The sequence below is a fragment of the Escherichia sp. MAL-1 genome, from assembly GCF_052948035.1.
Genome location: NZ_CM129609.1, coordinates 2676697 through 2689281, shown reverse-complemented (window position 1 = coordinate 2689281; position 12585 = coordinate 2676697). Strand labels below are relative to the sequence as shown.

Annotated in this window: 16 protein-coding genes; 5 read left to right on the top strand and 11 right to left on the bottom strand. The window is 47.4% G+C overall.

The annotated features are described in order from the left end of the window. Positions 1 to 172: 172 nt before the first annotated feature. A complete protein-coding gene (gene smrA / locus ACU8XX_RS13325; RefSeq protein WP_001046829.1) occupies positions 173 to 736 on the top strand; it encodes a DNA endonuclease SmrA in 564 nt (187 codons plus the stop codon). Positions 737 to 756: 20 nt separating this feature from the next. Here smrA and dgcM read toward each other — a convergent pair whose 3' ends face one another. Then, a complete protein-coding gene (dgcM, locus tag ACU8XX_RS13320) occupies positions 757 to 1989 on the bottom strand; it encodes a diguanylate cyclase DgcM (protein WP_000628058.1) in 1233 nt (410 codons plus the stop codon). 193 nt (positions 1990 to 2182) lie between these two features. Between dgcM and ydaN the strand changes: the two genes are divergently transcribed. The 4 genes from ydaN to dbpA all read left to right on the top strand — a co-directional run bounded on the left by ydaN (position 2183) and on the right by dbpA (position 5078). After that, a complete protein-coding gene (gene ydaN, locus ACU8XX_RS13315; RefSeq protein ID WP_211180494.1) occupies positions 2183 to 2230 on the top strand; it encodes a protein YnaN in 48 nt (15 codons plus the stop codon). Between the two features lie 13 nt (positions 2231 to 2243). After that, a complete protein-coding gene (gene zntB, locus ACU8XX_RS13310; RefSeq protein ID WP_000387388.1) occupies positions 2244 to 3227 on the top strand; it encodes a zinc transporter ZntB in 984 nt (327 codons plus the stop codon). A 274-nt stretch (positions 3228 to 3501) separates the two neighbouring features. Further along, positions 3502 to 3675, top strand: a complete 174-nt coding sequence (ynaL, locus tag ACU8XX_RS13305; protein WP_001296046.1) for a proline-rich small protein YnaL — start codon at positions 3502 to 3504, stop codon at positions 3673 to 3675. A 29-nt stretch (positions 3676 to 3704) separates the two neighbouring features. After that, positions 3705 to 5078 carry an ATP-dependent RNA helicase DbpA gene (gene dbpA / locus ACU8XX_RS13300; RefSeq protein ID WP_000123737.1) on the top strand — a complete coding sequence of 458 codons (1374 nt, stop codon included), beginning with the start codon at positions 3705 to 3707 and terminating at the stop codon, positions 5076 to 5078. 128 nt (positions 5079 to 5206) lie between these two features. On the opposite strand, the gene ttcA is transcribed toward dbpA, so the two are convergent. From ttcA to kilR, 10 genes are all read right to left on the bottom strand, one after another. Then, positions 5207 to 6142, bottom strand: coding sequence for a tRNA 2-thiocytidine(32) synthetase TtcA (ttcA, locus tag ACU8XX_RS13295; RefSeq protein ID WP_240765170.1), 936 nt, complete (start codon positions 6140 to 6142; stop codon positions 5207 to 5209). A gap of 51 nt (positions 6143 to 6193) precedes the next feature. Then, positions 6194 to 7429 carry a tyrosine-type recombinase/integrase gene (locus tag ACU8XX_RS13290; protein ID WP_000040852.1) on the bottom strand — a complete coding sequence of 412 codons (1236 nt, stop codon included), beginning with the start codon at positions 7427 to 7429 and terminating at the stop codon, positions 6194 to 6196. A 1-nt stretch (position 7430) separates the two neighbouring features. Continuing rightward, positions 7431 to 7646, bottom strand: a complete 216-nt coding sequence (gene xisR, locus ACU8XX_RS13285) for an excisionase XisR (RefSeq protein ID WP_000079604.1) — start codon at positions 7644 to 7646, stop codon at positions 7431 to 7433. Between the two features lie 78 nt (positions 7647 to 7724). Next, the gene (rcbA, locus tag ACU8XX_RS13280; RefSeq protein ID WP_000276809.1) at positions 7725 to 7934 is read right to left on the bottom strand and encodes a double-strand break reduction protein RcbA; all 210 of its coding nucleotides are present in this window, start codon (positions 7932 to 7934) and stop codon (positions 7725 to 7727) included. Continuing rightward, on the bottom strand, positions 7927 to 8121 hold the full coding sequence (gene ralR / locus ACU8XX_RS13275) for a type I toxin-antitoxin system endodeoxyribonuclease toxin RalR (protein ID WP_001317028.1): 195 nt from the start codon (positions 8119 to 8121) through the stop codon (positions 7927 to 7929). The genes rcbA and ralR overlap by 8 nt, the downstream gene beginning before the upstream one ends. A gap of 56 nt (positions 8122 to 8177) precedes the next feature. Then, positions 8178 to 8987: a recombination protein RecT gene (gene recT / locus ACU8XX_RS13270; protein ID WP_000166319.1), complete on the bottom strand. Its 810-nt coding sequence runs from the start codon at positions 8985 to 8987 to the stop codon at positions 8178 to 8180. Further along, a complete protein-coding gene (gene recE / locus ACU8XX_RS13265) occupies positions 8980 to 11580 on the bottom strand; it encodes an exodeoxyribonuclease VIII (protein ID WP_000105143.1) in 2601 nt (866 codons plus the stop codon). Before recE ends, recT begins: the two co-directional genes overlap by 8 nt. 101 nt (positions 11581 to 11681) lie before the next feature. Then, positions 11682 to 11957, bottom strand: a complete 276-nt coding sequence (locus ACU8XX_RS13260; protein ID WP_000632297.1) for a protein RacC — start codon at positions 11955 to 11957, stop codon at positions 11682 to 11684. A gap of 74 nt (positions 11958 to 12031) precedes the next feature. After that, positions 12032 to 12202 carry a YdaE family protein gene (locus tag ACU8XX_RS13255; protein ID WP_001352098.1) on the bottom strand — a complete coding sequence of 57 codons (171 nt, stop codon included), beginning with the start codon at positions 12200 to 12202 and terminating at the stop codon, positions 12032 to 12034. Then, positions 12202 to 12423, bottom strand: a complete 222-nt coding sequence (kilR, locus tag ACU8XX_RS13250; protein WP_000560225.1) for a killing protein KilR — start codon at positions 12421 to 12423, stop codon at positions 12202 to 12204. The genes ACU8XX_RS13255 and kilR overlap by 1 nt, the downstream gene beginning before the upstream one ends. Between the last annotated feature and the right edge of the window lie 162 nt (positions 12424 to 12585).

Here is a 12585-nt window from a genome sequence, read left to right as displayed (position 1 = left end):
TCACGAAAATATAAGTTACATTATTAATATCGTGAATGAATAATCATGCATAAGTATTTTGCTTAAAATATCGGCAATATTTGGAACTTATTACTGGAAATTTGGGTAATACGTTGTTGGACCGACCCGGTCTGGTTATCATATCGCGCTCTTAATTGCGGGAGGATGTAACATGAACCTTGACGACAAATCGCTGTTTCTTGACGCCATGGAAGATGTCCAGCCGCTGAAACGTGCTACCGATGTCCACTGGCATCCAACGCGTAACCAACGTGCGCCGCAGCGTATCGACACGCTGCAGCTTGATAATTTCCTCACCACCGGATTTCTCGACATCATCCCACTAAGTCAGCCGCTGGAGTTTCGGCGGGAAGGGTTGCAACATGGGGTGCTGGATAAGCTGCGCAGTGGTAAATATCCGCAACAGGCGAGCCTGAATCTTTTGCGCCAGCCGGTGGAAGAGTGCCGCAAAATGGTGTTCAGTTTTATTCAACAAGCCCTGGCGGATGGTTTGCGTAACGTGCTGATTATTCATGGTAAAGGGCGGGATGATAAATCGCATGCCAATATTGTCCGCAGCTATGTGGCGCGCTGGCTGACCGAATTTGATGATGTTCAGGCATATTGCACCGCGCTACCGCATCATGGCGGCAGCGGGGCGTGTTACGTCGCACTACGTAAAACGGCGCAGGCGAAGCAAGAAAACTGGGAGCGCCACGCTAAGCGCAGTCGTTGATCTCGAGACGCATCCGCGGCTTATGCCGCCAGCACGCGGTTGCGTCCATCATTTTTCGCCCGATACAAAGCATCATCAACGCGTTTAAACAGTTCATCGATGCTTTCATTTCCTTCGTGATGCGCCACACCAATGCTGACGGTAAAGCGTGGTAAGCCCGAAATACTCACTTTTGCCACGCTTACGCGGATAGTTTCAGCCAGCGAAAGCGCGGTATCCAGTGGGGTTCTTGGTAGCAATAAGACAAACTCTTCGCCTCCCCAACGAAACACCAAATCGCCTTTGCGAGCGCAACTTTCGAGGGTGCGGGCGAGGGCGCATAACACCTCATCACCTTTAGAATGCCCATAGAGATCGTTAATGTGTTTAAAACGATCGGTGTCGATGAGCAACAAGCTGTAATCCTGAGCGATGGCGAGATGCTGCATTTGGCCTGGTTCCGTAATGTGATAAAACTGTCGCCGATTCAGTAATCCGGTCATCGCGTCATGGTGAGCAGCATGTTCCAGCTGCTCCTCCAGCCGTTTTTGCTCAGTAATATCATGCACAATACATAACATGAGCTTGTCGCCATAAATTTCAATCGGTCCGGCATAGGTCTGCACATGACGAGTCGAACCATCCGCCAGTTTATGAACAAAATTCAAAGGTTTATGACCACCGGGTAAATGCGAGATTTCATGCATGATAGGCATGACGCGACGCCCGAGCATATTTATTTCCCAGGTATGTTTCTGGCACATCGTTTCATGGTTATAACCATAGAAATTGAGCGCGGCGAGGTTAGCATCGACGATTTGTCCATCTCGTGACGGGTCAATCAACAACATTGGTGCAGAGTTAGTCAGAAAAAAGCGCGCATAAAAACCTTGTTTTTTGCGCTGATAATTTGCCGAGCGACTGGCTTTTAAACCCAGCGTTGCCGGCGCTTCGATACCTTCGAAAATAATCACCGGTTCTGTTTCTGTCAGCTTTCGCAAAACAAGCCGACAGCTCAATGCTGTTTCCTCTTCTTTACGCTGAACAGTGAGGATTTCGATAATATCGTGTTGGTTTTGCAGATCGGAGAGGTATTTCGGCAGTTCTTTTTGTGAGGAGACGGAATAGGGTCCGGTTCGTAGCTGACTAAACGTGAGGTCTTGCATCAACAGTTTCGCCGCGCTATTGGCATAAATTAACTGTTCCTCAAAGGGCGAAACGATCCAGACAGGACTGGTGAGTAAGTCCAGGGTATTGAAGTTGTGCGTAATCATTGAGATCCCGTTATTTTTATCAATTTTTGTTGCTATCCGATCGCAAAAAAGCCACGTCATATGATCAGATAATTCTGATAATGATAGACGCTATTTAACACTTCACACGGTTTGTATACGGAAAAGCATTTTGCTTTTTGTATTCAATTTAGACAGAATTTTATTAATCATTTCAGGGTAATGGGGTGATGAGATGTTGCGTAACAGGGCCAGAAGGCTAGACTACAAAATAATGCGTTGATGATGGAGGCACTGTGGAAGCGATTAAGGGATCGGACGTTAATGTCCCGGATGCAGTATTTGCCTGGATGCTGGATGGTAGAGGCGGCGTTAAACCGCTGGAAAATACAGATGTGATTGATGAAGCGCATCCCTGTTGGCTCCACCTTAATTATGTACACCATGATAGCGCCCAATGGCTGGCGACAACACCGCTGCTTCCCAATAACGTACGTGATGCGCTGGCGGGCGAGAGCACGCGTCCCCGAGTCAGCCGTCTCGGTGAAGGCACGCTGATTACATTGCGCTGTATAAACGGCAGCACCGATGAACGCCCCGATCAACTGGTCGCCATGCGTGTATATATGGACGGGCGGTTAATTGTTTCGACCCGACAACGCAAAGTGCTGGCGCTGGACGATGTGGTGAGCGATCTGGAAGAGGGCACGGGTCCGACCGATTGCGGGGGATGGCTGGTGGATGTGTGCGATGCGTTGACCGATCATTCCAGTGAATTTATCGAGCAGCTGCACGATAAAATTATCGACCTTGAAGATAATCTCCTTGATCAGCAAATTCCACCGCGTGGATTCCTGGCTCTGCTGCGCAAACAATTAATTGTGATGCGTCGCTATATGGCACCGCAACGTGATGTTTATGCTCGTCTTGCCAGTGAACGTTTGCCGTGGATGAGCGATGACCAACGCCGTCGGATGCAGGATATTGCCGATCGCCTTGGGCGCGGCCTTGACGAAATCGACGCCTGTATAGCACGGACTGGCGTGATGGCGGATGAAATCGCTCAGGTGATGCAGGAAAATTTAGCTCGTCGTACCTATACAATGTCGTTGATGGCAATGGTCTTTTTACCCAGTACCTTTCTGACCGGGTTATTTGGCGTCAACCTTGGTGGGATCCCTGGCGGCGGGTGGCAATTCGGATTTTCAATTTTTTGTATTCTGTTAGTTGTTCTTATTGGTGGTGTTGCTTTATGGTTGCATCGTAGTAAATGGTTGTAACAAAAGCAATTTTTCCGGCTGTCTGTATACAAAAACGCCGCAAAGTTTGAGCGAAGTCAATAAACTCTCTACCCATTCAGGGCAATATCTCTCTTGCAGGTGAATGCAACGTCAAGCGATGGGCGTTGCGCTCCATATTGTCTTACTTCCTTTTTTGAATTACTGCATAGCACAATTGATTCGTACGACGCCGACTTTGATGAGTCGGCTTTTTTTTGCCTGTTATTTATCAGCGTCTACCCTTTAAGAGTCCACCCAATGACCAGAGGGAAATATGACGACACTTATTTATTTGCAAATTCCTGTCCCTGAACCGATTCCTGGCGATCCTGTTCCAGTGCCCGATCCGATCCCTCGCCCGCAACCCATGCCTGACCCACCACCCGATGAAGAACCGATTAAATTGTCGCATCGTGAGCGTAGATCTGCGAGGATACGCGCCTGCTAACTTTGCGTCGATGACCACGAGAATAGATTGTGACCGCTTTTTCTACCCTGAATGTTTTGCCTCCCGCCCAACTCACGAACCTTAATGAGTTGGGTTATTTAACCATGACGCCGGTGCAGGCCGCCGCGCTTCCGGCGATCCTTGCCGGAAAAGATGTTCGCGTGCAGGCGAAAACCGGCAGCGGCAAAACGGCGGCTTTTGGCCTCGGCTTGTTACAGCAAATTGATGCGTCGCTATTTCAAACCCAGGCTTTAGTGCTGTGTCCTACGCGTGAACTGGCGGATCAGGTGGCAGGTGAATTGCGTCGGCTGGCGCGTTTTCTGCCAAATACCAAAATTTTGACGTTGTGCGGTGGTCAACCGTTCGGTATGCAGCGTGATTCGTTGCAACATGCGCCGCATATTATCGTGGCAACGCCGGGGCGTTTGCTGGATCACCTGCAAAAAGGCACGGTATCACTGGATGCGTTGAATACGCTGGTGATGGATGAGGCCGACCGCATGCTGGATATGGGATTTAGCGATGCCATTGATGATGTCATCCGTTTTGCGCCTGCATCTCGACAGACGCTTCTGTTTTCGGCAACCTGGCCGGAAGCCATCGCTGCAATCAGCGGACGAGTGCAACGCGATCCTTTGGCGATTGAAATTGACTCAACAGATGCTTTGCCACCCATTGAACAACAATTTTATGAGACATCCAGCAAAGGCAAAATTCCTCTGTTGCAACGGTTATTAAGCTTGCATCAGCCATCCTCTTGCGTGGTGTTTTGCAATACCAAAAAAGATTGCCAGGCTGTCTGCGACGCGCTGAATGAAGTAGGGCAAAGTGCATTGTCATTACACGGCGATTTGGAGCAACGCGATCGCGATCAGACCCTGGTACGTTTTGCTAACGGTAGCGCCCGTGTACTGGTCGCGACTGATGTTGCTGCGCGTGGTCTGGATATTAAATCGCTTGAGCTGGTGGTGAACTTTGAGCTGGCGTGGGACCCTGAAGTTCATGTACATCGCATCGGTCGTACAGCTCGTGCAGGAAATAGCGGTCTGGCGATCAGTTTCTGTGCTCCGGAAGAAGCACAGCGGGCCAATATCATTTCTGACATGTTGCAGATAAAACTTAACTGGCAAACGCCGCCAGCTAATAGTTCCATTGCGACGCTGGAAGCAGAAATGGCAACGTTGTGTATCGATGGCGGGAAAAAAGCCAAAATGCGCCCGGGTGATGTATTAGGTGCACTGACAGGAGATATCGGGCTTGATGGCGCAGATATTGGCAAAATCGCCGTGCATCCGGCGCATGTCTATGTCGCGGTCCGTCAGGCTGTTGCTCATAAAGCATGGAAACAGTTACAGGGCGGGAAGATTAAAGGAAAAACGTGCCGGGTGCGGTTATTAAAATAATGAAATGTTGAATTGCCGGGTGCAAGAGTAAACATCTTATTCGGGATTGCCGGATGCGACGCTGGCCGCGTCTTATCCGGCCTCCATAAGAGTAGCCCGATACGCTTGCGCATCGGGCGCTATCCTGGTTATTTCACTTCAACCACATTCAGCCGTAACTCATCCAACTGATTTTCATCTTCTTCTGGCTGCCAGCCCGCCGGTTGTAGTGGGATCTCTTCGCGATCAAACGCCAGATCACCCCCGTTAACCACTTCAGAACCGTGGGTGATGGCTTTGAAATCGAACAGGTTGGTATCGCACAGATGCGACGGCACCACATTCTGCATCGCGCTGAACATCGTCTCGATACGCCCTGGATAACGTTTATCCCAGTCACGCAACATGTCAGCAATCACCTGACGTTGCAGGTTAGGCTGTGAACCGCACAGGTTGCACGGAATAATCGGGAACGCTTTTGCATCGGCAAATCGCTGAATATCTTTCTCGCGGCAGTAGGCCAGCGGACGAATAACGATATGTTTGCCATCATCGCTCATCAGTTTCGGAGGCATACCTTTCATCTTACCGCCGTAGAACATATTTAAGAACAACGTTTGCAGGATATCGTCACGATGGTGACCCAACGCGATCTTCGTCGCCCCCAGTTCCGTTGCGGTACGATAAAGGATACCGCGACGAAGGCGAGAACACAGTGAGCAAGTGGTTTTGCCCTCTGGAATCTTCTCTTTCACGATACCGTAAGTATTCTCTTCAACAATCTTGTACTCAACGCCCAGCTTTTCAAGATACTCGGGCAGAACGTGTTCCGGGAAGCCCGGTTGCTTTTGATCGAGGTTAACAGCCACCAGCGAAAAATTGATTGGCGCGCTTTGCTGCAAATTGCGCAGAATCTCCAGCATGGTATAGCTGTCTTTACCCCCGGAGAGGCAAACCATGATGCGATCGCCTTCTTCAATCATATTGAAGTCAGCAATGGCTTCGCCCACGTTACGACGCAGACGTTTTTGTAATTTGTTCAGGTTGTATTGTTCTTTCTTTGTAATTTGTTGATTATCTTGCATTATTTCAGTTCTCTGGTACTAAATGGGGCAAATTGGGGGCAAACTTTGCAACTACGATAACCGCGCATTCAACATGGCTATCTGTTCGTCGTTCATGTCATCAATCCACATACCGTAAATTTCATACACCATCTGCGCAGTTTCATGCCCCATTTGGCTGGCTATAAATGCCGGGTTCGCTCCTGCCGTCAACAGCCAGCAGGCAAAAGTATGCCGCGTATGGTACGGATTACGGCGGCGAATACCAGCACGTTTTACTGCTGCATTCCACCTTGCCCCCAAACTGCTTACCGAGTAATAAGGTTTTTGTTTTCCGTTACACACCCTGGGCATGAAAACAAAATGCAGTTTTTGCTTTTCGGTTCTGCCGTACTCCCGATGATAAAAGGTGATTTCGCTTTTGCGATGATGCCCGGTCAGTTTGTATTGCTCCTTCAGTGCTTCAAGAGCAGGCTGCAGTAGTGTTACTGTTCGGATCCCGGCATTTGTTTTTGGGGGACCGAACATATCAAGTATCGTCAGGTTTCTTCTGACATTCACTATTCCCTTTTCGAGATCCACATCCTCCCACGCCAGAGCTGCCAGTTCCCCGTGACGAAGTCCTGAGTAAACGGCAAATTTCCACAAGTTCTGGCTCTGTCCTTTTTCACTTTCCATTAATGCATTGAATTCTGTTTTAGATAACGGATCAGGCTTTATTCTGTTTCGCTGTAATTTTTTTACTCCTTCAAATGGTTTGGTTGATATAAATCCCGACTGATACGCAAAACGCAACAGCGAACAGAGCAGGGCGATATAGTTATCAACTGTGCGCACGGTTCTTCCTTTTTTGTTGGATCTTGGATTATCCAGGTAAAGCGTTTCTCCATGCAGCAGTTCATTCCGGTAGTTTAAGATATCGCTATAACGAATATGTGATATCGGGGTACTTTCACAAATTATTATTCTGAGTGTTTTTAATTGTGATTTCGTTTTCTTCATTGTGTTTGTTGTTAACTCTGTCTCTTTAATTTTTGTCCAGATATCACAAAGCTCTCCGAACGTTTTTATGACTCTCGTTGTCACCATTTTTGCCCCAGTGCTGGACTGGGGAAAACGTCTTAAATACTCAAATTCACCGGAGTTTATTTCATGAACTATCAGCGCTCTTAAATTTCCGGCCTTTTTAATATTACTGTTTGTAATCTCCCAGCCTTTTAATGTTTCCCGACATCGTTTTCCTCGAAACATGAACCAGATGCGAATGTATCTACCTCTAATCTCGACACCTGTTGGTAATTTAGACATATCATGAGTCTTTGATAAACTGATTTATCTTTGGATAGTTGTACCAGATAATCCCTCGTTTGCTGTCTGGCTTACCTAAAGGAGATACTCGTTTGAAGTGGAAGCCCTCCACCCAACAGTTCTGGCGGTATGCTTCAATTTGTCTGGCCCCCAGACCAGTGCGAAGCATCAGGCCGTATTCAACCATCCACTCTTCATTAAAGATTACTTGTGCCATCGCATCACCTCTGGCAGGCGCCAATGTTATACTGAAATTGACGCCCGATGTTGATTATTAATAATCAGCTATGAAGTTTTAATTTGAATACAATGCAATTCTCGAGGACTGAAGTTTCTCGCAATTAAAATTTATCAGTTTTACTTTCTGCTCTCTGGAAACGCCTGCTTCTTTTTTACCTGAGAGCATTTTTTCGCATTCTGATTTCGTTAGTTTAGATTTTGAATATCTTGTCCAGTTAGTAGGAGTGCCACCTTCCTTTTCAATAGTGGCGGTAATTTTATACATGAACACCTCCATTATTATTTCCAGTGGTTCGTTTATTCCATCTTTCGAGTGCTTCTTTTTCACTTCCACCATAACCGGTTCGGGATTCGCATCCGTTACACTTCGCTCGGTAATATCCTGAAATGGCTTTCACCGTTACTGATGGACAACCACAAAATGGACATGGTTTAACATTGTCATATCTCATAATTTTTCTCATAAAAAATATTTCAAGTTGGCGGTGCATTACACCGCCAGGCTGAATTATTCCTCTGAATTATCGATTACACTGTATTCCCCGGTTAATACAGAGGAATCTGCAGGATCGATTGTCAGTGGTTCCTTTTCATCCATTGATACTGCACGCTGGATCTCAATTGATACGGGCAAATATTTGAACAGGCGACGAATAGCCGTTTTCTTTGCCATTTCTTCCCAGTGAGTTACCCACGGCCCGTTATTACCAGCTTTACTCAGGCTGCGCACCAGCTCAATCTGTTTGCGCGTCATAACTTCAAACTGAGTACCTCCGTCTTTCAGTCTTGCGACAGCATAGACGTGGGTAACCGGGGCATCTTCGTTTTCTCCCGGGCGGTGTATTAACTTTTCATCAAGGCCAAATTCGAAGCTAAACTCGTCACCTTCACGGACAACACGGGCTGACAGGCTGGCGATTTGACCAGAACGGCGAGCCAGATCAATCATGCCGCGATAGCCAATGATTAGCTGAACGTTCTTTTTACCGCTCTTTTCGTTTTTATTACCAAAAGGCAGTAAATATGCATGACCGAGGGCGCTACCTGGCTCAAGTCCGAGCTGTGAACACTGTACGATCGCACTGACAAAACTCATAGTGTCACAGTTTCCTAACGCCGGAACTTTACGAATTTCTGTGGTGGCGATACGGATCATACGTTCAGCCGTCATATGGCGTGGAAGAGCTGCTGCCAGTTGCTCTTTCATTGATGGCTGGTTAATAAAACTAATCACGTCGCTATTTTTAACTGCTGCTGGTGCACGGTTTCCCTGAGTTTTTTGCAGATCGGCTTTTGCGATTGGTGGTTGCTTAGTCATTTGCATATTCCTTAGCCCAGCGGGGCAGTGATAATGTCTTAATAGCTGGCCATTCATCGGTATTCAGGCAGTCAGACAGGGTTCGCAGATTGCGGTGATATTCCTGTTGACCTGCCAGTTTTGCTTCTTCGCCCATCATGAAAATTTCAACCGGATAACGTCCGCATTCAATAGTTGTGCTGGCAACCAGAAAAACGAAAGTTGGCTGCACTCCAAACTGTGCTTCATAACCGTCACTGTAGAATGCATCCTGAACGTGATAGCGGTAGTCGTAATAAGCGGTTTTGAATCGTTGAATATCCGCCGTAGTTTTCACGTCCATGATCCAGTGAAATTCAGGGATAATTTTGTCCGGACGGCACCGACACAAAATTCCTGTTTCAGGATCTTCCCAGTAAATTGATGATTCAGCGTGTCCGGCGCTTTCAACAAGCCATTGCCCCAGCGGCAAAGCCATAACGCTTTGATACATGAGTTCAATTTTCCGGCCTTCTTCCGCAGTGATAACCGTTTTTCCTGTGCTTGCGCATTCCATCAGAAACGCTTTCTCTTCTTCTTTTCCGGCGTTTGTACGGCGGTTAAATTCAGGTGCTACGATAAAGCGGTTACTGAATTCTTCCGGTTCAAGTACCCGGCAGTGGAAAGCAGTTCCTAAATCGAGCGTTTTTGTCTTTGTGGTGTCCACGGGGGCATTTTTACGCCACAAATATAGTGCCGGAGTATCAGCAATGTCATCGAGCTGAGACTTACTGATACCGGGACCCGCGTGGTAATTCTCATTCGAAATTCCGTAATAAATACCTGGCTCTATGTCTTCTACGATTACGGGATCTGCGACTTCGCCAGTTTCATCACTGCAATCGCGATGCGGATCGCTGCCAGCATTCTCATTGTGCGGATGTTCAGCGCCTTCCATTTCCTCCGGATCATTTTCCTTAGCTTCAACCTGACTCTCTTCATCGAATGTTTCCTGGTATGTTGCGTCGCCCATCACCGCACCACAGTCAGGGCAGTTATCCCCGCCAGTCTGGCCGCAGGCATTGCAGGCTATTTCCGGTTCCTGTTGCACTACTGGCTCAGGTTGATTCATATCTGGGCTGGTTTTTTCCGTTTCTGGCTGGTTCTGGTACACACAATCGCGAGTCTGGATCCCCTTTACCCATTTCGGATCGTTCGGGTCGCTAATTCCGTCAACAAATTCACCACGTGATGCAGCAAGCAATTTATCGTCATCGACAGGATTTTTTGATGGAATGTTTTTCCGGGCTTCATGGAGTTCTGCCCGCAGTTCCTGATATTTCGCATCAACAGAATTTACCTGTGACTGAGCATCCAGCGGCTGCGTGTCCTGATGATGTTCAGTTGCGTCCGGTTCCATTGTTTCAGCCTCTCCCTGTTCAACTGCCGTTGTTCCAGATGGTTGCGGTTTTTCTTCATCATCCTGTTTTCCTTCTTCTGTTACTCGCTGCGGCATCGGGGCAGAGGAGCGACCGCAGGCAATATCCACGATTTCCGGATCAGGGTTGGCATGATCGGTTTCAGTCAGTACTTTGTTCAGATATTCAGTGACGTGCGCGGGGATGACCTCGATCCCAATTGGTGCTTCTTTTACGGACGCAACCACGATGGCGCGGGAATAATCCAGCCCGCCAGGCATGGTGATGAATTTGTCGCGGAAAACAGAAAAGGGCGGTTTATTTTCAGCGATAATTTCCTCAATGCGTTTAGCGTGTGCCGGATGAAGGTTATAGATGTCCAGATCCATTGAACGGGCCAGTACGCCAGTGGCTACGTCGCGCGCCAGTGACGTCAGATCGTGTACGAAACCTTCGCCGCGATCGGTGAGGTTTCCGCCGCCAGCATTAGCACCGGAAGCCGTGCGAGTGATGTGTGAAACACGATTACCCTTCATCCACTCTTTTGTCAGCAGTCCTCGATCGGTGTAGTCAGCGTTCAGGTATGCTTCGAAAAAAGCAGTTATCAGTCCCAGGTTTGAATTACCAGGATTAGGGAAAACTTTGTCAGTGTCACGAACCAGTTTGTGGAGTTCGCGAATTTCCAGCGGGTCGAGCAGGCTGGTTTTGTGGGAAACAGCCAGGGCAGTAACAGCCGGTAGTTCTTCAGCCCGAGCAATGTGTAATGCCTGGAGTCCGTCGCGTGAAACGTGCGTTACCGGTTTTTCGCTGCCGTGTTGAGCAAGCCAACGAATGGGCAGTTCCTGGCCAGAAATTGGGAGTAGCATATTCTCCTCAATCTCAGTCATGTCTTCGCCGTTGACGTTGGTATTGCCTTGATAGTGAGCGTTGTCTGGTGCTGCTCCCGGTTTTAGTTCCCATGTCATGGAGTCTTTGCTGAGTTGATAGCGTTCACTCCAGGTAAAATCGATCTCACCTTCAGCGGGCAGGTCATTAACGACAGGAAAATTCGTGGCAACAGCTTTAAAATAGCTGCTCAGTTTTTTACCTGACTTAACGATCAGGTAGTCCAGAGTGGCACAGGTCGATTCAAAATCGTTGCTTGCCCACAGGACGACGTCAGGTTCACCGGATGATTTTTTCGCTTTCCGTAACAGGAAGAGTGGTTTTGTGCTCATTGTTTTTTAACCTCAACTCAGATTAAAATTCGTTTTGTTCAGTGAATGATCTTGCCGGATACACACTGTTCATAGCCTGCGCCATACGCAGGCTATTTCTTTCAGATTTCACCTTTTAATTTCATTGCAATTAGAGTTGCCAGAAATTCGGCTTTTTTTTCTGCGGGCAGATTCTTTCCGATATGCACCAGGCACATTTTTTTGACACCTTCATCAAGTGTTTTTACGTTGCCTGATGGACCATCGATATCAACCACAGTGAATGGGGTTTCTTTATTTTCTGTTTTAATTACGTAGCCAATGCGCTTTCCTTCCAGATTCACCTCGTGAACAATGTCATCGGTAGTTACAACAGTGGCTTCATAATTGGTAATCATGTTTTTCTCCTTAATTAAGGTTGAGCGAATACCTGCCATTTCTGGCATAAATTCAGTTTCGAATAGTCAATTAATTAAAGTTCATGTGCCATCTGGTCTTTTTCGGCACAAGCTTCACTGCAATATTTTCTCGGTTCGTCTTTTGATAAAATCCCGTGCATGAAGTGAAGCATTCTTTCAATAGCTTTGCTTTCTTCAACGTCTTTTTTGCAAAGGTGGTAAGCACATTTTATTTTCTTAGTCATCACCATGACTCCGCCTTTACAGGTAAACCATCACGACCGAGGAAGACTTTAATCATGCGGTCAGTAATGAATGTTTTTGTGGTCAGGTTACGAATATATAGTTTTCGCTTTTTAATATTGTTTGCCGAGGCAATATATGTCCGGCCTTCATGAAGAACATAATCGCCAGGAGTCACACACTGACGTGGTATTTCATCAGTTCCGAAGTGATGTGCAATCATAATTATCTCCATTTTTACAAATGAACTTTGTTGATGCGGTGTCTGGTGCCTCCAGGTGACTGCAACCAGTTAACAATTACAGTCGGCTTTCCCACCCAAACCAATAAGGACTGACATGACTTTTAACTGTGCCACGTGCGCTTAGCCGCATTCACCGCATCA

Excerpts from the sequence above, each read along its gene's own strand:
- kilR (WP_000560225.1), bottom strand. The coding sequence starts at position 12,423 with ATGATTGCACATCACTTCGGAACTGATGAAATACCACGTCAGTGTGTG.
- ACU8XX_RS13290 (WP_000040852.1), bottom strand. The coding sequence starts at position 7,429 with ATGTCTAAATTACCAACAGGTGTCGAGATTAGAGGTAGATACATTCGC.
- smrA (WP_001046829.1), top strand. The coding sequence starts at position 173 with ATGAACCTTGACGACAAATCGCTGTTTCTTGACGCCATGGAAGATGTC.
- ACU8XX_RS13260 (WP_000632297.1), bottom strand. The coding sequence starts at position 11,957 with ATGATTACCAATTATGAAGCCACTGTTGTAACTACCGATGACATTGTT.
- ACU8XX_RS13255 (WP_001352098.1), bottom strand. The coding sequence starts at position 12,202 with ATGACTAAGAAAATAAAATGTGCTTACCACCTTTGCAAAAAAGACGTT.
- xisR (WP_000079604.1), bottom strand. The coding sequence starts at position 7,646 with ATGGCACAAGTAATCTTTAATGAAGAGTGGATGGTTGAATACGGCCTG.
- ttcA (WP_240765170.1), bottom strand. The coding sequence starts at position 6,142 with ATGCAAGATAATCAACAAATTACAAAGAAAGAACAATACAACCTGAAC.
- dgcM (WP_000628058.1), bottom strand. The coding sequence starts at position 1,989 with ATGATTACGCACAACTTCAATACCCTGGACTTACTCACCAGTCCTGTC.
- recT (WP_000166319.1), bottom strand. The coding sequence starts at position 8,987 with ATGACTAAGCAACCACCAATCGCAAAAGCCGATCTGCAAAAAACTCAG.
- ralR (WP_001317028.1), bottom strand. The coding sequence starts at position 8,121 with ATGAGATATGACAATGTTAAACCATGTCCATTTTGTGGTTGTCCATCA.
- recE (WP_000105143.1), bottom strand. The coding sequence starts at position 11,580 with ATGAGCACAAAACCACTCTTCCTGTTACGGAAAGCGAAAAAATCATCC.
- rcbA (WP_000276809.1), bottom strand. The coding sequence starts at position 7,934 with ATGTATAAAATTACCGCCACTATTGAAAAGGAAGGTGGCACTCCTACT.
- ynaL (WP_001296046.1), top strand. The coding sequence starts at position 3,502 with ATGACGACACTTATTTATTTGCAAATTCCTGTCCCTGAACCGATTCCT.